The sequence below is a fragment of the Methanobrevibacter boviskoreani JH1 genome, from assembly GCF_000320505.1.
Lineage (GTDB): Archaea > Methanobacteriota > Methanobacteria > Methanobacteriales > Methanobacteriaceae > Methanarmilla > Methanarmilla boviskoreani.
Window position 1 is genome coordinate 25,609 of record NZ_BAGX02000032.1, and the last position, 23,650, is coordinate 49,258.

General features: G+C 26.6%; 16 protein-coding genes. 13 read left to right on the forward strand and 3 right to left on the reverse strand.

Translation table 11 applies throughout. The features are described from left to right. Positions 1-7 precede the first annotated feature (7 nt). Positions 8-481: a pyruvoyl-dependent arginine decarboxylase gene (locus ON24_RS08010; protein WP_016358071.1), complete on the reverse strand. Its 474-nt coding sequence runs from the start codon at positions 479-481 to the stop codon at positions 8-10. 458 nt (positions 482-939) lie between these two features. Between ON24_RS08010 and ON24_RS08015 the strand changes: the two genes are divergently transcribed. The 3 genes from ON24_RS08015 (at position 940) to ON24_RS08025 (ending at position 2,971) form a co-directional block, all read left to right on the forward strand. After that, positions 940-1,347, forward strand: a complete 408-nt coding sequence (locus ON24_RS08015) for a translation initiation factor IF-5A (protein WP_016358072.1) — start codon at positions 940-942, stop codon at positions 1,345-1,347. 313 nt (positions 1,348-1,660) lie between these two features. Next, the gene (speB, locus tag ON24_RS08020; RefSeq protein ID WP_016358073.1) at positions 1,661-2,566 is read left to right on the forward strand and encodes an agmatinase; all 906 of its coding nucleotides are present in this window, start codon (positions 1,661-1,663) and stop codon (positions 2,564-2,566) included. Positions 2,567-2,614: 48 nt separating this feature from the next. Further along, the gene (locus ON24_RS08025; protein WP_040682579.1) at positions 2,615-2,971 is read left to right on the forward strand and encodes a DUF1304 domain-containing protein; all 357 of its coding nucleotides are present in this window, start codon (positions 2,615-2,617) and stop codon (positions 2,969-2,971) included. A gap of 361 nt (positions 2,972-3,332) precedes the next feature. On the opposite strand, the gene ON24_RS08030 is transcribed toward ON24_RS08025, so the two are convergent. After that, entirely contained in the window at positions 3,333-4,181 is an 849-nt protein-coding gene (locus ON24_RS08030; RefSeq protein WP_040682580.1) for a pyridoxamine kinase, read from the reverse strand. A gap of 838 nt (positions 4,182-5,019) precedes the next feature. On the opposite strand from ON24_RS08030, the gene ON24_RS08035 reads away from it, so the two are divergent. The 10 genes from ON24_RS08035 to ade all read left to right on the forward strand — a co-directional run bounded on the left by ON24_RS08035 (position 5,020) and on the right by ade (position 22,704). Further along, positions 5,020-8,259 carry a helicase-related protein gene (locus ON24_RS08035; protein WP_040682603.1) on the forward strand — a complete coding sequence of 1,080 codons (3,240 nt, stop codon included), beginning with the start codon at positions 5,020-5,022 and terminating at the stop codon, positions 8,257-8,259. 54 nt (positions 8,260-8,313) lie between these two features. Continuing rightward, positions 8,314-9,120: a DUF4391 domain-containing protein gene (locus ON24_RS08040; RefSeq protein WP_040682581.1), complete on the forward strand. Its 807-nt coding sequence runs from the start codon at positions 8,314-8,316 to the stop codon at positions 9,118-9,120. Positions 9,121-9,400: 280 nt separating this feature from the next. Continuing rightward, the gene (locus tag ON24_RS09430) at positions 9,401-9,892 is read left to right on the forward strand and encodes a DNA methyltransferase (protein ID WP_040682582.1); all 492 of its coding nucleotides are present in this window, start codon (positions 9,401-9,403) and stop codon (positions 9,890-9,892) included. A gap of 1 nt (position 9,893) precedes the next feature. After that, entirely contained in the window at positions 9,894-11,288 is a 1,395-nt protein-coding gene (locus ON24_RS08050) for a site-specific DNA-methyltransferase (protein ID WP_040682583.1), read from the forward strand. A gap of 135 nt (positions 11,289-11,423) precedes the next feature. Continuing rightward, positions 11,424-14,423, forward strand: coding sequence for a type III restriction-modification system endonuclease (locus ON24_RS08055; protein ID WP_040682584.1), 3,000 nt, complete (start codon positions 11,424-11,426; stop codon positions 14,421-14,423). A 17-nt stretch (positions 14,424-14,440) separates the two neighbouring features. Continuing rightward, positions 14,441-16,354: a site-specific DNA-methyltransferase gene (locus ON24_RS08060; protein WP_040682585.1), complete on the forward strand. Its 1,914-nt coding sequence runs from the start codon at positions 14,441-14,443 to the stop codon at positions 16,352-16,354. A 477-nt stretch (positions 16,355-16,831) separates the two neighbouring features. Further along, positions 16,832-18,022: a hypothetical protein gene (locus ON24_RS08065; protein ID WP_040682586.1), complete on the forward strand. Its 1,191-nt coding sequence runs from the start codon at positions 16,832-16,834 to the stop codon at positions 18,020-18,022. A 373-nt stretch (positions 18,023-18,395) separates the two neighbouring features. Then, entirely contained in the window at positions 18,396-18,926 is a 531-nt protein-coding gene (locus ON24_RS08070; RefSeq protein WP_040682587.1) for a beta-class carbonic anhydrase, read from the forward strand. 308 nt (positions 18,927-19,234) lie between these two features. Next, positions 19,235-20,464 (forward strand): ornithine cyclodeaminase, nickel-pincer nucleotide-dependent, encoded by a 1,230-nt coding sequence (locus tag ON24_RS08075; protein WP_040682588.1) that lies wholly within the window; start codon positions 19,235-19,237, stop codon positions 20,462-20,464. A 491-nt stretch (positions 20,465-20,955) separates the two neighbouring features. Continuing rightward, positions 20,956-22,704, forward strand: a complete 1,749-nt coding sequence (gene ade / locus ON24_RS08080; RefSeq protein WP_040682589.1) for an adenine deaminase — start codon at positions 20,956-20,958, stop codon at positions 22,702-22,704. Between the two features lie 333 nt (positions 22,705-23,037). On the opposite strand, the gene ON24_RS08085 is transcribed toward ade, so the two are convergent. Next, a complete protein-coding gene (locus ON24_RS08085) occupies positions 23,038-23,649 on the reverse strand; it encodes an ABC transporter ATP-binding protein (RefSeq protein WP_040682590.1) in 612 nt (203 codons plus the stop codon). Position 23,650: the final 1 nt, after the last annotated feature.

Consider the following 23,650-nt stretch of genomic DNA (forward strand, 5'->3'; position numbering starts at 1 on the left):
AAAACTTTTATTCCTCTGTATCCTTTTCAATAATATCATCATTAAGATATACAACTGAGGCTACTACAGAACCAATGTTCTCAACAGTATGTGTTGAATCCTCAACAATCATCTGATTAATCTTCTCATTTCTTTTACGCATCATATATTTTACCATTTGCACTGCTTCTTTTCTATTTTCCTGATTTGATACATTAACTCCTGTTGTCTCAACTACACAACCTAAATTATCTCCAATGGCAACAGCTACACAGGCGGTAATTGTTTCTCCAGGATTGCTTGAAGTTATATTAGAAAGAACACAATTCACCATTGCACCTGCCTTTAGTTTAGGTAATTTTACAATGGATGTTTTCTTCTCTAACATACTTGACACTTTTATTAAATTGACATCCCCTATTCCAGCATCTGTCAATGCATTATCAAATGCATTTAAACGTGTTGGACCTTCACTTTTTCCTGATACGATAGAAACCTTCATTATCTCATCCTTATTTTTTTCATGATTCAATGGAATACAATATGAAAATCCATTATTTAAATATAATATAATATGATTTTTTATAGTAATAAAATTTTATATTCCTTTTTTTATAGGAATTCTTTATGAAATTTATTATTTTTTATTTTTCTAAATAAATTATAATTTTCTTTTAGTTATTTACATATAATTAAAGACTTTATGTTATGATTTTTAACTGTGAGGTGGCCATCTATTTTTGATTTTTTAGGTTCCATTTAAATACTTTCTTTGTTTTGTACTAACATTTATATAAAAATAAATCTAATATAATAATATAATATTATATTTCATAGTCAAGATTAATTTTTAATAAATTAATTCTTATTTCTGATTTTATTGTAAAGATTATGCTTTTATTTTAAAATCAACTATTAATATTAGGAAAAATTATTTAATTTTATTTGGAGGAAATTTTTATGGCAACTAAAGTTGTAGAAGTAAAAACTTTAAAAGTAGGTAAATATGTAGTATTAGATGATGAACCTTGTAAAATTGTAGGTTTAAGTACCTCTTCACCTGGTAAACATGGAGCTGCAAAAGCTAGAGTAGAAGCTATCGGTGTTTTTGACGGTCAAAAAAGAACTTTAACCAAACCTGTAAACAGTAAAGTTGATATTCCTATAATTGATAAAAGAGTAGGTCAAGTTTTATCTATCCAAGGTACTACTGTACAAATCATGGATATGGAAAACTACGATACTTTAGAATTACCATTACCTGAAGAATTGGCTGATAAAATTGTTGAAGGTATTGAAGTAGAATATATTGAAGCTATGGGTAACATGAAAATTATGAGAACTAAAGGTTCAGCACCTAGTTACTAGATTCCATAATTTTTAATGTATTAATTTCAACTTTTGATATTAGTTTAAATATCTAACAATTTAATCTAATATTTTCAATTTATCTATTGGTTTAAATATCTATTCAATTTAAAATTTTAACATGTTTTAACTAGTAAATATTAATTAATTCAATTTTAAATCCATTAATATTTGGCTATTTAAATGATTCGATTCGAATTGTTCTAGTTAAAACTTAGGGCTTTTTTAATTATTTTTTATTATAAAAAATAATTCATTTTTTTTACTTATTTTTTAATTTTTTAATTGATCTTACTTAATTTAAGGTGTTTTAATGATATTTGGCATGCATGAACCTTGTAAATTTGCATTTTCACAAGAAGAGGTTGATTTTGATAATATTCCTCAGGATGATGATAATTTATGGGGTATTATAGGGGTTCCATTTGACAGCACTGTTTCTTATCATGTTGGTTCAAGATATGGTCCACTTATTGTAAGGGAAGCATCATATTCATTTGAATATTATAATACTATTCTTAACAAGGAGATGGATACTGTGTTCTATGATTTTGGGGACCTTAATGCGATTCCAGGCAATTGTAAAAAGACATGTGATTTACTTGAGGATGTTGTATCCGATTTAATTAATAATAACATCAGGCCGATTCTTATTGGTGGAGAACATAGTGCCACTAAAGGAATCTTATCTGCAATAGCAAACAATCAGGAATCAAATGATCTATCAGATATTATTATAGTACATGTTGATGCACATAGGGACATTATTGATGATTATCAAGGCGAAAAGGATTCGCATGCAACTATTATGCATAGGGTATTTGATTTAAATCCAAAGGAGATTATTCAGATTGGAATAAGATCCTCATCATTGGAGGAAGAGGAATTTGTAGATGAACATTCGGATAAAATCACCTCTTTTAAAGCAGACGATCTAAGAAAATCCTTTACTTATCTACTTAACTATCTGGAGGCTATTGACAATCCGATTTATATCTCAATTGATATGGATGCACTTGATCCTGCATATGCTCCTTCCTTGGGCAATCCTGTACCCTGTGGACTTTCACCTGAAAATATCCAGGATATTCTGGTATGTTTAAAAGATAAAGATATTTTAGGTTTTGATGTTATGGAGGTTGCATCTGATAGGCTAGGTGATATAACTGCCATTAATGCGGCTAAAATAATTTATGACTTTTTATCTTTAAGGAGTTAAGTAAATTATTTATATTTTATAATTTGTATTAATTAAAAAGGAGATATCATGTTTCTATTAACTGAAATATTAGCTACACTTGTAGCCATTGAATTCTTATTTATAATGTATTTGGAGACTTTTGCGACTTCCTCAGATAGAACTTCCAAAGTCTTTGGCATGGATAGAACTGAATTAGAAAGAGGTTCTGTTAATACACTTTTTAAAAATCAGGGTGTGTATAATGGTTTACTTGCAATTTTGATCTTAATTTCTGTATTTGTGTTTACAAGTAAAGTTGCACTTATCTGTTTAATGGCATATATTATTCTTGTTGCATTGTATGGTGGCTTTACAAGTAATCCAAAAATTATTATAATGCAAGGTGGTCTTGCAATCCTTACCTTAATTACATGTTTATTATAGGTTAATTTCTTAATTAACTACTTTTTTTTATTTATTTAACTTTTTTATAGGTTAATTCCTTGTTTAATTACTTATTGTCTCTAATTAATTATTTTTTTATTTTTCAGTAGTAAATTTTCAATATTGCTATATGTTATATTGATGATGAAATTGTTAAGTTCCCTTATAGTGATAGTAAGGAGAATAAATAATCTGTTAATTAATTTGATTATTAGTTAAGGATTTAAAAAAGTGTTCTATAATGTTTAAAGAAGAAAATGGGTATGTTGTTTAATTTCTGCTGATTAATTAAAAATTAAATAATAATATCTAATAATTAGTAAAATTTAAAAAAATTTAATAGATTTTATCGTCTATTAAATTATAACAAATCATATAAATGTGGAATTACCTTTTCGAATTTTACTCCATATCTATGGTTTGGATCACCAACTGTTTCCTCGATAGCCCTTTTAGTAAATTCACCTGCAATTTCCGCTGATTTGGATGGTGATTTACCGATAAGTGATGATCCTACAAATGCTGAGGCAAAAACGTCACCGGTTCCATGGGAAATGTAATCTATCTTGTCATTGTATACAATTTCTGTAGAAGAAGGGCTATTTTTATCTAAAACAATTGTTCCCAATTTATTTTCTATGTGGTTATCTCCTTTTAAGATAACATATTTCTTTGTAAAGTCGGAAAGTTCATTTGCCATATCTAAGATTTCTTCTTTTGAGAAATCTGGTTTCCAAGGTTTATGTAATAAATAACAAGCCTCAGTGGTGTTAGGAAGGATGTAATCTCCTATCTTACATAGTTCACCCATTTTATCAGCAAATTCCTGGTTAAATGCAGGATAAAATTCTCCATTATCCGCCATGGCAGGATCAACAAATACAAGTCCGTCAGGCTTTAATCTTGAATCTATTATTTCTTTTATATACTCCAATTGTTCCATTGAGCCAATGTAACCAGTATATATGGCATCAAAGTATATTCCTTCTTTTTCCCAATGTTCACGAATAGCAGGAAGATCCTCTGTTAAGTCTCTGCAGGTATATCCTGAAAAACCTGATGTATGTGTAGATAGAACCGCAGATGGAAGGACTGCAGTTTCGATTCCGAATGCAGATATGATTGGTAGTGCAACTGTTATTGAGCATTGCCCATAACAAGATATATCTTGTATTGTCAAAATCTTTTTTTCATTTTTCTCATTTAACATAATACTATTTTTAATAGATTATAATATTAATATTTGATTATTCTTTTAAATATTAAAAGAAAAAAGTGTATTTTATTATATGAATTATTACCGTATCATTTAGAAAATTAGAAATATTTTATTGGTGGAAATATAGGTTTTAAATATTTTCCTATTTATTATATGAAATATTAAACTATTCCTAAACTGCATTTTTAAATTATTTCAAATTATTTATTTTTGTGTATATTAATTTTTTATTGAAGGAAATAAGGTTCAAATATCTTCTTAATATGGATATATTTAAATTTCCTTTATTAATATAATGTATGGGATTAAATTTTTTTATAAAATTTCATTATCTATTTATTTCAATATTCTAATATTATGGTTATATGGATTTGTTGAAATCCTATTTTGTGTCATGAAGCTGTTTTAAAAATAATTTAAATAAGATATTTATAAAATTAAATAAGAAAATTATATATTTTACTTTGTAAAACTATAAATACGTCTGTTAATTAACAAAAAAGAATAAAAAACAAGATTGCATTTATTCTGCTAAAGAACATCAACAATAAACAATTAAAACTCCACATAATATTATTTTAATAAAAATCATAAAAAAAAATAATTTTGGAGAACCTCCTTTTATTAAATTAATTTTTAATATTTTATATTTATTTTATTTTTTCTGTTTTTTGTTGGGTTAATTTTTAATGTTTTATATTTCTTTTATATTGTTTTCATAATTTTTTGTTTGAATTATGTTAATTCATATATAAACCTTTATTAGTTATTTATTTCAAATATTTTAACATTGAAATACTTTTTAATTTAGGTGAATATCTTGGTGGAAATGAAAGCTCCAAAAATATTAGATAATAAGAGTATGGGTTTTGTTTATGAAGAACTTCAAGATAGTCTAAGAAAGGGCTCTAAATTATCTATTATTTCTGCTTATTTTTCTATGTATGCTTATGATATGCTTAAAAAAGACTTAAATAAAATTGACAATATGCGTTTTATTTACACTAAACCTACATTTACTAAAAATAAAGAAAAAGAAGCAAGGGAATATTATATTGATAATAATGATATTTTTGGTAATGAATATGAAATTAAGCTTAAGAATGAAATGACTATGAGTTCAATATCTCGCGAGTGTTATAATTGGATTAAAAGTAAAGCTGATTTTAAAACATTTAAAAATATTAATGAAGCTCAACTTCGTATGATTTGTGTTGATAATAATGATAACTCTGATATTGCTATAAATGGTACTGTTGATTTCACTACTACTGGTTTAGGACTTACTCCTTCTAAAAGACAGGATATTAATACTTGTCAATATGGTAAAAGTGTGGTTAATTCTTTTCTTCAACAATTTGAAAAGTATTGGAATGACGATGATCTTCTTGTTGATGTGAAAGAGGAAGTTTTAAATCAAATGCGTATAATGCATAAAGAAAATCCTGCGGAATTTATTTACTTTTTATCATTATACAATGTTTTTAGTAATGATTTAGATGCACTTGACGAAGATAAAATTGTAAGGAAAGGTAATCCTATTAAAGAGACTAAGATTTGGAATAAACTATATAAATTTCAAAAAGATGCAGTTATTGGTGCAATTGATAAAATTGAAAAATATAACGGTTGTATTATAGCAGATAGTGTTGGTTTAGGTAAAACTTTCACTGCACTTGCAATTATTAAATATTATGAGTTAAGAAATGATAGGGTTCTTGTTTTAGTCCCTAAAAAATTAAGGGATAATTGGACAATTTATACACAAAATGATAAAAGAAATATTTTTGTAGATGATAGGTTTAATTATGATGTTTTAAATCACACGGATTTAAGTCGTGAAAAAGGTAAATCTGGGGATTTGGATTTAAAAACTATTAATTGGGGAAATTATGATCTTGTTGTTATTGATGAGTCTCATAATTTTAGAAATAATCCTGCAGTTAAAGACAGACAGACGAGATATGAAAAATTAATGGATGAAGTTATTAAAGGAGGACATAAAACACGTGTATTGATGTTAAGTGCTACTCCAGTTAATAATAAGATGACTGATATTAAAAATCAGATTGCTTTTATAACAGAAGATAATGATAATGCTCTTGATGATGTTGGTATTCCTAGTATTAGTAATACTTTAAGGAAAGCACAAAGAGTATTTAATGAATGGTCTAAGATTCCCGATGATAGAAAATCAGGTAAAGAATTTTTGGATAGTATTGATCTAGACTATTTTAAACTTTTAGATACCCTTACTATTGCACGTTCAAGACGACATATTGAAAAATATTATGATTTGGATGAAATAGGTGAGTTTCCAGAAAGAAAAACTCCAATTAATATAAAACCTGATTTAGATACAGAAAATATATTTCCACCACTTGCAATGATTAATAATGAAATATCTAAGTTAAATTTAGGTATCTATTCTCCTATGAATTATATTTATCCAAGTATACTTGATCAATATGAGGAAAAATATGATACTACTGTTAAATTGGGAAAATCTAAATTTAGACAATTAGATAGGGAAACAAGTATTGTACAATTAATGAGAATTAACTTATTAAAACGTATGGAAAGTTCAATTGAATCATTTAGACTAAGTATAACTCGTTTATTATATAAAATTGATGATGTTTTAAGTAAAATACAAGGGGGAATTGAATATAATCCTGATTTGGATATAAATCTAATTGATCCTGATGGTGATGAAGAATATGACGATATTATTTTTGGAAGTAAAACAAAAGTATTGTTCCAGGATATGGATTTAATTAAATGGGAAGATGATTTAAAATCAGATAAAGAAAAACTTAAAAATTTATTAAAAGTGTCTAAAGAAATTACTCCTGAAAGAGATGGAAAATTACACGATTTAAAAGATTTAATACGTAAAAAACAATTAAAACCATTTAATCCAGGAAATAAAAAAATAATTATATTTTCAGCATTTTCTGATACTGCAAGATATTTATATGAAAATATTCATAAATGGGCATTTAATGAATTTGGAATATATACTGCACTTATCACTGGTTCTGATTCTAATAAAACTAACCTTAAATCTGTTACTGCTGGGGATATTAATGATATTTTAACAAATTTTTCACCAATTTCTAAAGAAAGAGAAAGTATTAATCCTGATGCCAAAGAAGACATTGATATTTTAATATGTACTGATTGTATATCTGAAGGTCAGAACTTACAAGATTGTGATTGTCTTATAAATTATGATATCCATTGGAATCCAGTACGTATAATTCAAAGATTTGGAAGAATTGACCGTATTGGCTCTAAAAATAAGGAAATTCAGCTTATAAATTTCTGGCCAAATATGGAACTTGATGAATATATTGATCTTGAAAAAAGGGTTAAAACAAAAATGGTAATGGTGGATGTTAGTGCTACAGGTGAAGAAAACATTATAAGTGAAAATCAAAAGATGAATGATTTAGATTATCGTAGAAGACAACTTGAAGAACTTCAAGATAGAGTTCTTGATCTTGAAGATATCTCTAATTCAATTTCTATTACTGATTTAACATTTAATGATTTTAAAATACAATTGATGGATTATATGAAAAATCATAAAGGTGAACTTGAAAAAGCACCTAAAGGTATTTATTCTATTGTTAATATTTCTAATGATTTAAAAGCAGATTTGGATCCAGGGGTAATATTTTTACTTAGACAAGTTACTGGAACAACAGAAACACGTGAGCGCAATCCATTAAGTCCATATTATTTAGTTTATATTGGAGAAGAGGGGGAAGTTAAATTTTCATATATAAAATCAAAAAAAGTCATGGATTATTATAAAAAATTATGTGTTGGTAAAGATACAGTAATTGAAAATCTAGTTAAAGAATTTAATAATGAAACGAATGATGGTAAAGACATGGAGAAATATTCATCATTACTTGTAGATGCAATTGAAGATATTTTAGGCAAAAAACAGGAAACTGGTGTAAAAAGTCTATTTACTAAAGGAGGAACGGTTACAGTAAAACAAGATATTAATGGTTTAGAAGAATTCGAATTAATAACATTTTTAATAGTTAAATAATTTTTATATTACATTTTCTTTAAATCTAATAAATTGATAAATATAGGTAATATTATGCTTTTAATAGAAAAATTAACAGATATTCCAGAAAGCGCTTTAATGAATGTTGTTATATCTAAAAAGGATATATTTGGAGCATGTGGATTGGTTAAGTCAGATAAGGAGGTATTTACAAAATATGTAAAGCAAATGAAATGGATTTATAAATTAGATGATGGTATTATTAGACTTAAACCTTATCATGATGATAATCGAGATTATCTTGAAATAGAATTTATTAATATTAATTTAAAAGTTGAAAATTTTCATGAAATCGAAAATGACAATGAATTTAATAGTTTTTCATTAAAAGAAGAAGGTAAAATTAATAGAATTGCAGATATTATTCTTAGATTTATTCCATATCCAATTGTATTAAGCTTTCAATATGATGATAGATATATTAGATTATTCGCATCACATATAAGTGATAGTCTTATAGATAAAGATAGAATAACTCTTGATGAGTTGATAAGCACAAATTGGATTGATACAGAAAATATGAATACTTTTTCAGAAGATTTCTTTAATAATATAAAATTGGACAATTTAAGTTTTAAAAATACTTATACTTTTTATGATGATATAATAAATGCAATTATTATTTATAATGGTAAAATTAATGCAGGAAAAGATGTTAGTGTTTCTATTGAAAGAGTTAATGAGATTAATAAGGAGATTACTAAATTAAATAATGAAATTACTGATTTAAAGTATAAAATTAAAAAGGAGTCTCAATTTAATAAAAAAGTTGATTTAAATATGAAAATTAATTTATTAGATGATAAAGTAATAAAGTTAAAATCAGAACTTTCTAAATAGATTTTTATTAATATATATTTCTTGTTAATATATGGGATTATTAAATTTTATTATTTATATTTTTAAAGAGTTTAATATAATATTGAATTTATTTTTTTAATAAAATTAACATTTATATATTCAGTTTAAATTTTTAAAAGTTATGAAATAAATTTATTTTAACTTAAAAATATTTGTTTTAAAAAGTTGAATTCTAGAATAAAATAATTCATTAAATCACTTTTTAAATAATTTATTTTAATATGATAAGTATTATTAATGTTTATTGTGGTGTATAATTATGGAAGAAATTAAATTAGATGGTAAAAGTGAGGATATTGTTTATGATAATATTCAGAAACTTAAGAAACTATTTCCTGAAATAGTTAATGAAGATAAAATTGATTTTGAAAAACTAGAAGAAACTTTAGGAAATTACGATGAAATTGATACAAGTAAAGAAAGGTATAATTTTACTTGGCCGGGTAAAACTGATGCTATTCGTGAGTCTCAAAAGCAGTCTACTGGTACTTTGAGGCCTTGTGTTGAGGAGTCTAAGGATTGGGATTCTACTCAAAACTTGTATATTGAGGGGGATAATTTGGAGGTTCTTAAATTACTTCAGAAAAGTTATTATGGTAAGGTTAAATGTATTTATATTGATCCTCCTTATAATACTGGTAAGGATTTTGTTTATCATGATGATTATAAGGATAATCTGGAAAATTATTTAGAGCTTACGGGTCAGGTTTCTAAAGTAGAAGGAGAGAGAGAGAGAGAGCAATGGTATTAAATTGAGTACTAATGTTGAGTCTGATGGTCGTTTTCATAGTAATTGGTTGAATATGATGTATCCTCGTCTTAAGTTGGCTAGGAATTTATTAAAAGATGATGGTGTTATTTTTATTAGTATTGATGATAATGAGGTTGATAATCTTAAAAAAATTTGTAATGATATTTTTGGTGAACAGAATTTTCAATCTTGTGTTTCTTGGAGAAGACGTTCAAATCAACCAAATGATGATTCAAAAATGATTGCAAAAGTTAAAGAATATATATTGGTTTATTCAAAGTCTTATGAAGTATTAAAAAAATTGAAATCATTTGGAAAAGTACCTTTGAGTGATAAAAGGCTTTCTACATATACTAATCCAGATAATGATCCTAAAGGAGAATGGAGCACAACTCCTTGGTGTGCAAGTAGAGGTCAAGGAGGTTCTAAATATGAAATTGTAACTCCTACAGGTAAATCATATAATGAAACATGGTTAGGTACAAAAGAAACTTTTAAAAATTTACTTGAGGAAGAAAGAATTGTATTTACAAATAATGGGGATGGAAAACCACGTAAAAAAGTTTATAAAAGAGATGCTATTAAAAAAGGTCAATCTGCAATAGATTTTTGGCAAGGTAAAATGTTTGGAGATAATTTGTCTGCCACCGCTGATTTAAAAAAAATTTTCAAATTAAATAGGATATTTGATTATTCTAAGCCTGTTAATTTATTGAATATTATATTAAGATTAAGCTGTCCATTTATCGATGGACTTGTTTTAGACTTTTTCAGTGGAAGTGCAACTATGGCCGAAGCAGTTTTGAAATATAATTCAACAATGCAGAAAAAATTGAATTATGTCATGATTCAATTGGATGAAAAAATACCAAAGTCATCAGAAGCGTATAATGCAGGTTATGGGAATATTTGTGAGATTGGTAAGGAGCGTATTCGTCGTGCTGGTGATATGATTGTTGGGGAGTCTGGTAATTCTGATTTAGATATTGGTTTTAAGGTTTTTAAGTTGGATTCTAGTAATCTTGAGAAGTGGGATCCTGATTTTGATAATCTTGAGCAGACTTTGCTTAGTTTTCAGGATAATGTTAAGTCTGATAGGTGTGATTTGGATTTGGTTTATGAGGTTATGTTGAAGTATGGTCTTGATTTGACTTTGTCTGTTGAGAAAATTGAGTTGTCTAATAATTTGGTTTATTCTGTTGGTTTTGGTGCTTTGCTTATTTGTCTTGATGATAATGTTACTTCTGGTATTGCTAATGAGATAGTTGATCTTCAGAAAGATTCTGAGGTTATTCGTGTTGTGTTTAAGGATAATGGTTTTGCATCTGATTCAGATAAGACCAATATTAAAGAAACTTTAAGAACTAATGGTATTGAAGAATTTATAACAATTTAAGAATTAAACAATAAAATATTTTGAATTTAATAATTGGATTTTGTAATGTTGTAATAAAATTAGTTTAATTTTTGATTAAATTTTTTTAATAATTTTATAAATTTATTTTTAATATGTTGTATATTGTGTGATAGAATGAAACTTAAATTTAATTCTAATCTTAAATATCAAAAGGAAGCTGTTAAAGCGGTTACTGATTTATTTAAAGGTCAAAATTCTATGTTGTCTTATTTTACTGTAACTGGTCAACAAGGAATTTATGGTGTAGGTAATGGTCAGGGAGTAGGAAATAAATTGGATATAAGTACTGAAGATATTTTAAAAAATTTAAGAAAGGTACAACAATATCATAAGCTTGCTCTAAGTGATTCATTGGAAAAAGGACATTTAGATTTTAATATTGAAATGGAGACTGGTACTGGTAAGACTTATGTTTATCTTAGAACAATTTTTGAATTAAATAAGTTATATGGTTTTACTAAGTTTATTGTTGTTGTGCCAAGTGTTGCTATTAAAGAAGGAGTATTTAAAACAATTCAAATTACTCGTGATCATTTTAAAGAGTTATATGATAATGTGATTTATGATTCTTTTATTTATGATAGTTCTAAATTAGAACAGGTTAGAAATTTTGCTGTAAGTTCTAATATTCAGATTATGATTATTAATATTGATTCATTTAATAAGAGTTTCACTAAAGGTAGTTTAGATTCTTCTAAAAAAACTAATAATACTAATATTATTCATAGAGAGCAAGATAAGTTAAATGGTTATAAACCTATTGAGTTAATTGCTGAGACTAATCCTATTGTTATTATTGATGAACCTCAATCTGTTATGGGTGGAAAAGGTGAGGAGGCAATAAGTTATTTAAATCCATTATGTACATTAAGATATTCTGCTACTCATAAAGAAATTCAAAATTTAGTTTATAAATTAGATTCTGTTGAGGCATTTGAACAACATCTTGTTAAAGGAATTGAAGTTGCAGGTTTTGAATCATTAGATTATCATAATAAGGCATATATTAAACTTATTTCAGTAAAAAACAATAAAAATAAAATTACAGCTCAACTTGAAATTGATGCTAATGTTAAAGGTTCAATTAAACGTAAAAAAATAACTGTTCATGATGGTGATGATTTATCTGAAGTTAAATTAACTAATCGTGATATTTATAATGGTTATACTGTTGATGAAATATATTGTGGGGAAGGAAATGAATATGTGTCATTTACTCCTAAGGATTTAATTTTAAAAATAGGTCAATCTGTAGGTGATGTTGATGATTTAACATTAAAAAGAGCACAAATTAGAAAAACTATTGAAGAACATTTTGATAAAGAATTAATATTGAATAAACGTGGAATTAAAGTATTAAGTTTATTTTTCATTGATAAAGTAGCAAATTATAGACAGTATGATAAGGATGGGAATCCAATTAAAGGTCCTTATGCTAGAATCTTTGAAGAGGAATATAAGAAAGTTATTAAAAAACCTAAATATAGTACTTTATATAATGATATTGATTTAACACTTAAAGCAGAAGAAGTTCATAATGGTTATTTTTCAGTAGATAAAAAAGGTAAAGTTAAAGATAGTCATGAAACCAAAAAAGGTAAATTAAGGGCAAATAAAGATGATGAATCCACATTTAATTTAATAATGAGGGATAAAGAAAAATTATTGAGTTTTGATTCTCCTCTTAAGTTTATTTTTTCACATTCTGCATTGAGGGAAGGTTGGGATAATCCTAATGTTTTCCAAATTTGTACTCTTAATGAAACTTCCTCAACTATGAAAAAACGTCAGGAGATTGGTAGAGGTTTAAGGTTATGTGTAAATCAAGAGGGTGAACGTATACATGATGATTCTATTAATATTTTAACGGTTATGGCAAATGAAAGTTATGAAGATTTTGCTAAATCTTTACAAAGTGAAATGGAAGAGGAAACAGGTATTAAATTTGGTGTTATTGATGAGTATGCATTTGCACATATTTCTATGGAAAATAATAAAGGTGAAGTTAAACCTATTGATAAACAAGGTTCATTAGAACTTTTTAATCATTTTAAACTTAAAAATTATATTAATGGTAGAGGTAAAGTTCAGGATGCTTTAAAAGTAGCTGTTAATAAGGGTACTGTTGATGTTCCTGAAAAATATGCTTCAATTAAAAATCAGATTGTTGAAGTTCTTTCAAGCCGTACTAAAAAACTTCCAATAAAAAATGCAGATAAGAAACGTAAGGTTAAGGTTAACAAAAGAGTATTTTTATCTGATGATTTTAAGGAGTTTTGGGATAAAATAAAACATAAAACATCTTATTCCGTTGATTTTAATACTGATGAATTGGTTGATAATTGTAGTTCTGCATTAAGTGAAGAACTTGATGTTAAAAAACCTAAATTAATTTATACAAAAACTGGTTTAACAATTGATGCTTCTGGTGTTAATGTAAATGAGGATGGTAAAATACCCTCTTCTGTGGTATATACTGAAGAAGAGGAGGTAGCACTTCCAGATATTATCACTTTCCTTCAAAACGAGACATATCTTACAAGAAAAACTATTGTAAATGTTTTAATTGAAAGTAAAACTCTTAATCAATTTAAAAGAAATCCTCAAGAATATATGGAGGAATCACTTAAAATAATTAAACGTGAAATGAACAAACTGTTGGTTGATGGTATTAAATATACGGAATTAGATGATTATTATTCACAAGAATTATTTACTAATGATGAACTTTTCGGATATCTTGAAAAGAATATGATTGAAAGTGAACGTTCTGTATATGATTATGTAGTATATGATAGTGATGTTGAAAAGGAATTTGCAGAAAATCTTGAAAGGGATCCGGAAGTCCTTATTTATACTAAACTTCCTGGATGGTTTAAGATTAATACACCAATTGGTGGATATAATCCGGATTGGGCGATTCTTCTTAATGATGATGGTCAGAAAAAAATGTACTTTGTAATTGAAACTAAAGGTAACACAGATTCTAGTTCTTTAAGACCTACTGAATCAGCTAAAATTAAATGTGGTAGGAAACATTTTGCAGCACTTAAGAGTGGTGTAAAATATGATGTAGCTGATAGTTATAAAAAATTTAAAACAAATTGTGTTTAAATTAAGAGTGTGGTATTATGATTGAGAGTAAGTTAGATGGTAAGTCTGAGGATGTTTTGAGTGATAATATTTTGAAATTAAGAGAGATTTTTCCTGAAGTTTTTGAGGAGAGTAAGATTGATTTTGAAAAATTAGAATTGCTTCTTGGTGAAAATGTTGATACTGGTGATGAGAGGTATAATTTTACTTGGCCGGGTAAAACTGATGCTATTCGTGAGTCTCAAAAGCAGTCTACTGGTACTTTAAGGCCTTGTGTTGAGGAGTCTAAGGATTGGGATTCTACTCAAAACTTGTATATTGAGGGGGATAATTTGGAGGTTCTTAAATTACTTCAGAAAAGTTATTATGGTAAGGTTAAATGTATTTATATTGATCCTCCTTATAATACTGGTAATGACATAATTTATAAAAATGATTATAAAGACAATTTAAAAAATTATTTGGAGATTACAGGTCAAACTTCTAAAATAAAAGGAGATAGAGAGAGCAATGGTATTAAATTGAGTACTAATGTTGAGTCTGATGGTCGTTTTCATAGTAATTGGTTGAATATGATGTATCCTCGTCTTAAATTAGCAAGAAATCTTTTATCTAATGATGGTTGTGTTGTATTAGCAATTGACCATTATGAATTAAATAATTTAATTGATATTTGTGATGAAATTTTTGGTGAAGAAAATAAATTAGGTATTATAACAGTTGTTCATAAACCCGAAGGTAGACAACATGCTAAATTTTTTTCTGCTTCAAATGAATATATGTTAGTTTATTCTAAAAATAAGAATTTTGTTGAATTTAATAAGGTTGTTTTAAGTGATAATAAGTTAAAAGAGTTTAAAGAAAGAGATGATATGGGTCGTTTCAAATGGAAAAATTTTATAAGAGGAGATACAACTAAAAATAAAAAACCTAAAGCATTTTATCCAATTTATGTTAGTGATGATTTAACTGAAATTACATTAAATGAAAATGATAATTATATAAAAGTTTTACCAATTGATAATAAAGGTAAAGAAAGGGCATGGATTGTATTACCTAATAGATTCAATGATAAGTTATCTAATAATGAAATAAAAGCAGAAATAGATAAAAATACTGGTAAATTAAATATTTTTTATAAAATTAGAGAACAACAAGTTTTAACAACTCATTGGGTAGATAAAAAGTATAATGCAACAGCTAATGGGACTAATGTTTTGAAAAAGTTAATGGGAGAAAAAGTATTTGATTTTCCTAAATCTATTTATTTGGTTGAAGATATACTAAGAATCATTTCAAGTAAAAATTCTATTATTTTAGATTTATTTTCAGGTTCTGGAACAACTGCTCATTCTGTAATGGATATGAATAATAAATATGATTATAATCAAAAATTTATAATGGTTCAATTACCTTATCCATCTAATAATGAGTCTGAGGCTTTTAAGGCAGGTTATAGGAATATTTGTGAGATAGGTAAAGAGCGAATTCGTCGTGCTGGTGATATGATTGTTGAGGAGTCTGGTAATTCTGATTTAGATATTGGTTTTAAGGTGTTTAAGTTGGATTCTAGTAATCTTGAGAAGTGGGATCCTGATTTTGATAATCTTGAGCAGACTTTGCTTAGTTCTCAGGATAATATTAAGTCTGATAGGTGTGATTTGGATTTGGTTTATGAGGTTATGTTGAAGTATGGTCTTGATTTGACTTTGCCTGTTGAAAAAATAGACTTGTCAGATAATTTGGTTTATTCTGTTGGTTTTGGTGCTTTGCTTATTTGTCTTGATGATAATATAACTTCTGATATTGCTGGGGATATAATTGAGCTTCAGAAAGATTCTGAAGTTACTCGTGTCGTATTTAAGGATAATGGTTTTGCATCTGATTCTGATAAAACTAATATTAAAGAAACTTTAAGAACTAATGGTATTGAAGAATTTATAACAATATAAAATTGTGTTTTTGTTATATATTTAATTTGTATAAAATTAAAGAAATTTATAATATCTTAAATGCTTTTTTAATATTATTTTATTTTTTTTTAAACAAACCTTTTTTTAATAAAAAGTTTTACACAAGGTATATTATTTTATCTTAAATTATTTTTTATTTTTTAATTTTTTTAAAAACCTTAAATATTTCTTTAAATTAAATTATTTCATTTAATTTATTTTTATTCATAAAAATATGAATAATTTAATTAATATAAAACTAAACAAAACTATTTATACTTTTATTTACAATTTATTAATTGTAGGATTGATTAAATTCAATTCTATAAAAAAATAGATAAAAGATGAAAATATGAATAAAAGCATAATGTAAATAAATATGCATTATTACTACTTTTTTTAATATTCTTCATTGTTTTATCAGCTAGTTTAATAAGTGCAACAGATATCACAAATAATACAGACACAAACAATCTTATGCAAACAACAACTACTGATAATATAACAAATAATGCAATAGAAACAAAATCAATATATGAAAATAAAAGTATTATTTCTGATAATAATACTAAATATGAAAAATCTTCTAATAGATTATCATCAAATAATGATTTAGTTGATACTTCACTTAGTGCTAATAATCTTAGTATGAAATATCATGATGGATCTAAATTTATTGTTTATATTAAATCAGATAAATCTGTTGAAGGTAAATATATTCGTATTGATATTGGTAATGATACATATTGGAGACCAATACAAAATAATAAGGCAGAATTAACAATATATAATAAAGAAGGAACCTATGTTGCTAACTGTATCTTTAATTATTATGGATTTAAGACAAGTAAATGTTCTGCAATAATTAGAATTACTAATAATAAAACAGATACTAAAATGACTGCAGATAATCTAATTATGGATTATAATGATGGTTCAAGTTATATTGTTAAATTAACTGATGATAAAGGAAATCCATTAATAAATTCTTATATTAAAATTATAATATCAAATAGGACATATTATAAGGTTACTGATGAAGAAGGTTTTGCTTGTTTACCTATTACCAATGGTGCAGGGATATACACTGTGACAGCTTATTATAATGGTAATTATAATTATAAACCTTCCAAAATAAGTTCAAAAATCACTATCAAAAAGTTAAAAACATCAATTAAAGCAGATAATTTAATAAAATTATATGGTAATAACACTAATTTTGTAGCAATAATTACAGATGAAAACAAAAACCCTTTAAATAATACATATATTATTACTATAATTAATAATCGTAAGTACTATTCTAAATCTAATGAAAAAGGAATAATATCTATTAATATTAATTTAAATCCAGGAAAATATCCAGTAACAGTTAATTTTAATGGTACAAAAGGTTATGAAAAATCTTCTAAAAAGGCAACAATTACAATTATTGGATTAAAAACATTAATTGTCTCAAATAATATTGTTAAATATTATAGAAATGGAACTAATCTTGAAGGATTCCTTTATAAAATAAACCCAATTACTGGAAATAAAACACCTATAAATAATGCAACTGTAACAATTATTTTGAAAAATATTAAATATTATAAAACTACTGATTCTCATGGTAAATTTAATTTACCAATTAACCTTATAACAGGTAAATATAATATTTTAATATAATTTTACTTTTTTTATTTTTATTTTTATACTGCTTTGATTTAATAATATATTGGAGATATTAGTAGTTTAATAGTTATACCTTAATTTAAGTTTTTTTAAGACTTAATTTATATCTTAAAATATTATCCTCGATCTTTTAATATGATATTTAGTATCCAATAATTGTTAAAAGTTTTTAAAAATTCGTCTGTTTTTTTAAAAATAAAAATACAGTTTCAATTTATTTTGTAAATTTTTTAAACATTTTAAGAATCATTATCTAAACATATAACAAATATATTTTAGTTCTGAAAATAAAACATAAAAATTTAAATATTATTAAAATAAATATAATAAAAAACTCTATTATATTAGGATATTATGAAGTGGTAGTATGATGATAGATGAAGTTTTAAAGGCAAATGAGGAATTTACTAAGAACTTTGAAGGTGAAGAATTGGGACATCTTCCTAAGAAAAAATTAGCAATATTAACATGTATGGATACACGATTAGTTAACTTTTTAGAACCAGCATTAGGTATTGAAAGAGGAGATGCAAAGATCATTAAAAATGCAGGAAATACCATTGTTGGTGAAGATGCAGTCAGATCAATTGCAGCAGCCATTTACTCCCTAGGGGCTGAGGAGGTGATGGTTATAGGCCATACTAATTGTGGAATGGCACATGCAGATGAGGAGAAAATAATCAATAAAATGCTTGAGATGGGAATTTCCAAAGAGGAAATTGATAAGGTTGACATTAAGGAATGGATTGGCGCAATAGATGGTGAGGAATCCAATGTTATAAAAACGGTTGACATAATTAAAAACCATCCATTGATTACAGATGAGGTACCTATACATGGGTTAATAATTGATATTGTAAGTGGCGAATTAAAAGTATTGGTAGATGGAAGAGAGTAAGCATTTAGGTATAATTTCATCAGTATGTTGATAAATATTTTCAAATATTTTTTTTATCCATGTCTAAAACTCTTTTTATTAATACAAAATTCGATTTTTTTATTTTTTATTCAAATATGTATCATTACTTTTTTAACTGTTTTTAAGAAATCTATTTGATCTTATAGTTTATTTCAGTTTATTTTGCTTTTCTACTATTTTTTTATAAAATTACTAAAAATTTCCTAATATTATAAATATTTAAATATATGAAAGAACTAAAATTTCATTATAATTAATTTTTGAATAAATTATGTAGGAGAATAAAAATGTTTAAACGTGAAATAGAACTTTCAGGTCATATAATTGATTCAAATATTTTACCTAAAACATTTGATATAATTATGGACCGTGGTGGAGATTTTGATACTGTAGATATTCAGGTTGGTAAAAATAAAACCGATATATCCAGGGCTAAACTAATTGTATATGCAGAATCAATTGAAAAATTGAATCAAATTCTAGATGAACTTTCAGCTATTGGTGTATCAATTGCAGGAATAGAAGAAGTTAATTTAGAAGAGTCACCAGCTGATCATGTTCTTCCGGAAAGATTTTATTCTACTACTCACCACACAACTCACGTCTTATATAAAGGTAACTGGTTAGTTGTAAAGGATATTGAGATGGATTGTGCAATTGTAATCGATGAAGAAAAAGAAGAGGCATACTGCAGACCATTAGGTGCAATTAAAAAGGGAGATAAAATTGTTGTTGGAATTGAAGGTGTTAAAGTTTCTACACCTGAAAAACCAAGAGGAAAAACCAACAACTTTGAATTTATGAACAGTGAAGTTTCATCTGAGAAACCTTTAATGAGTATTGTTGAGGATATTGCAGATGAGGTTAAGAAGGTTAAAGCTCGCGGGGGAAAGATTGCATTTGTAGGTGGACCTGCTATTGACCATACAGGTGCTAATAAGGTTGTTGCAAAATTGATTAAAGAAGGTTATATTGATGTATTATTTGCGGGAAATGCACTTGCAACACATGATATTGAAATAGCATTGTATGGTACCTCATTAGGAATTGATGTTGAAACAGGTGAAATTGTTACAAATGGTCATTCTCATCATATGAGGGCTATTAACACAATCAATCGTTCAGGTTCTATTAAAGAAGCTGTAGAAGATGGAACCCTAAAAAGCGGTATAATGTATGAGCTTATTAAAAATGATGTACCTTATGTACTTGCAGGTTCTATACGTGATGATGGACCTCTTCCAGATGTTATAACCGATAGCCAAGAAGCACAAAATGAGATGCGTAAATATGTACAAAAAATAGATATGGTATTCATGGTTGCAACCATGTTACATTCTATTGCTGTAGGTAATATGTTACCTTCCAGAGTAAGTAGTGTATGTGTTGATGTCAATCCATCCACTGTAACTAAACTTGCAGATAGAGGTAGTGCTCAAGTTCTTGGTGTTGTAACTGATGTAGGTGCTTTCCTACCAGTTTTATATGATGAACTTCACAAGGACGATGAGGATTAAATCTTAATTTAGTTAATAATATATCAATTTTTGACTACTTACTTTTTTTCTATTTTAATTTTTTTTTTTTTGCATGTAATTTTTCTTATATTCTTAAATGTCTATAATAGATTTGAGTTTTATTTTTTTTAGATTTAACATATAACTTTTCTTATATTCTCAAAATATTACAAAAAATTTAAGTTTTTAGTTATTTAAAGAAATTTTCTAATTAAAAGCTATTTTTCAATTGAAACAATTTATTAAAAACTTTAATTCAAATCTTGTTAATTTTATAGTTCTAATTTCTAAACAGGTCCTTTCATACTAATTTTAATATAAGGTAATAAACTTTTTTTAATATAAAAATATAATTATAATTAACTTTAGATTATTCAAATTAAATGTTTTATTTTTAAACTAGATTTTTAGATTATAACGATTTAATGAATTTTAAATATAAATTATTTTAATTTAAGATGTGTTTACTCTCAAGTTTTTAAGTGATTTTTATGGAAAAGGTTATAGTTGCAAATATGGTTGATGTTGAATTTAATGATATGTATCCTGCCGAGATATATATTGAAGATGGATATATTAAAGATGTAATTCCGATTGTTACAAGTGATCCTACAGATGTGGATTTGGATTTTGAGGGCATCTTACTTCCGGGATTTATTGACAGTCATATCCACATTGAAAGTTCAATGCTTACACCTGCAAATTTTGCAAAGGCTTGTATACGTCATGGTACTACCTCAGTTATAGCTGACGATCATGAAATTGCTAATGTTCTAGGTGTTAAAGGAATCAATTTCATGATTGAAAATGGATACACGGTCCCTTTTGACTTTTTCTATGCTGCACCAAGCTGTGTGCCGGCAACCAACTTTGAAACCTCCGGTGCGGTTCTTGATAGTGAAATAGTTAAAATGGTTTTAAGATTTGATGATGTGGTATCACTCGGGGAGATGATGAACTTTCCAGGTGTACTTGCAGGTGATGAAGAGGTATTTAAGAAGATTGAATATGCCAAGAAACTAAATAAACCAGTGGATGGTCATGCTCCACTTCTTTCAGGTGAAGATTTAAAAACTTATATTGGTGCAGGTATATCTACTGACCATGAATCTTCAAGTTTTGATGAGGCTATTGAAAAAAAGAAATTAGGTATGAAGGTAATGGTCCGTGAGGGATCATCTGCTAAAAATTTTGACGATATCTTAAATCTAAACGATAGAAAAATCTTCTGGGCCAATACCGAAGAGGGTTCTAACCTATCCCATTCTGACTTCAATATCCTTATTAAAAATCCGATATTCGATTTCCTTGTATCTGATGATAAAAATCCCGTTGATTTGGAGAAGGGTCACTTAAACTTACTTGTAAAAAGACTTATTGATTTGGATGTCTTCCCAATTGAGGCTATTAAGATGGTTACAATAAATCCTGCAAAACATTATAATCTGGATGTGGGATCAATTTCAATTGGAAAAAGAGCAAACTTTGTTTTGATTGATAATTTTAAGAATTTCAATGTTTTAAAAACATTTGTTGGCGGTGAATGTGTATATGATAATGGGCATGTTTTATTTAATGCACCTCCAGCTCAACTTGAAAACACCTTTAGATTATCAGAAAAATCACCAGAGGATTTTGATGTAAAAGTTGAACTTAAGGAAGGTACTGTCAAAGCACGTGTAATTAAGGTTTTAGACGGTTCTTTAATTACAGATCAAACAATTAAAGAATTGGATGTAATGGATCATATTGTTCAGGAAAATGTAGATAGGGATATTTTAAAGATAGCCGTTGCAAATAGATATGGACAGGATACTGTTGCAAATGGATTTGTTAAGGGATTCAATATTAAGGATGGTGCATTTGCCTCTTCCGTAGCTCATGATTCTCATAATATAGTTGTGGTTGGAACCAATACTAGAGACATGGCTAAGGCAGTTAATATTATTAGAGAAAACCAGGGAGGACTTGCTGTAGTCGCTCAGAAAAAAGATATTAAAGAAATCTTGGAATTACCTTTAGCAGGTTTAATGTGTAATGATAATGTTGAAACTGTATCATTAAAGTTGCAGAATCTTCAAAATATATTAAAGGTTCTTGGTTGTGAACTTAAAGCGCCATTTATGACGATGTCCTTTTTAGCACTTCTAGTACTTCCTTCACTTAAATTATCAGACAAAGGTTTATTTGATTCTAATAATTTTGAATTTGTAGATTTGATAGTTGATGAGGATAATTAATCTTTAATTATTACTCTTTACTTTTTTTTTATCTTTTATCTATTAAAATTTTATTTGTATTGAAATAATCTCTTTTCTAAATTTATAATTTGATAGTTTAAAACTTATTTTTATAGACTAATGATTAACTAATTGGATTAAAAACAGTTTTTATTAAGCAAATTTATAGATTTTTTTTAATTAGTTTTATATGATTGGTGGTAGAATTAGTTATTTATTTATTAATTTTTGTTTTTTTTAATTAGTTTTATATGATTTGAGGTAGAATTAGTTTTTACTAATTAAAATCAAAATTTTTGATTCTATTATTTTAAAAAGAGAGGTATAATAGAATTATATATTGTTAATATTATCTAAATATACAATTCTATCTGTAATTCTATTAAGTAAGTTATAATCGTGACTTACCACTAGAACTCCAACCTGTTTTTCTTTTGCTATTTTAAGTAGGCTTTCCCAGATTTGTACTTGTGTTACTGCATCTAACATTGTTGTTATTTCATCTGCAATAACAAATTGTGTTTTTGGATTTAATGCCCTAAGTATGCTAAATCTTTGTTGCTCTCCACCAGATAGTTCTGAAGGATATCTGTCAAACCAATCTTTTTTAATACCAAATTCATCTAAGATGTCATCTGTCGGATTCCAGGATTCCCTAATAATTTTATTCATTTTCCATTTGGGATTCATAACCTTCTCGGGATGTTGGAAAATAAGTTGAACTGGATTAAATCCACTTTCAATTTCATTATTATTAATTGTAATCTTGCCGGAATAATCCTGAATGAATCTTGTTAAAATCTTGCAGAATGTTGATTTTCCAGAACCACTATCACCAAATAATCCTACTACCTCACTATTATTCATTTCAAAATCAAGGCCTTTTAAAATTGGTCTTTTTTCAATATATCCGAATGAGATATTTTCGGCTTTAAGGATATTCATT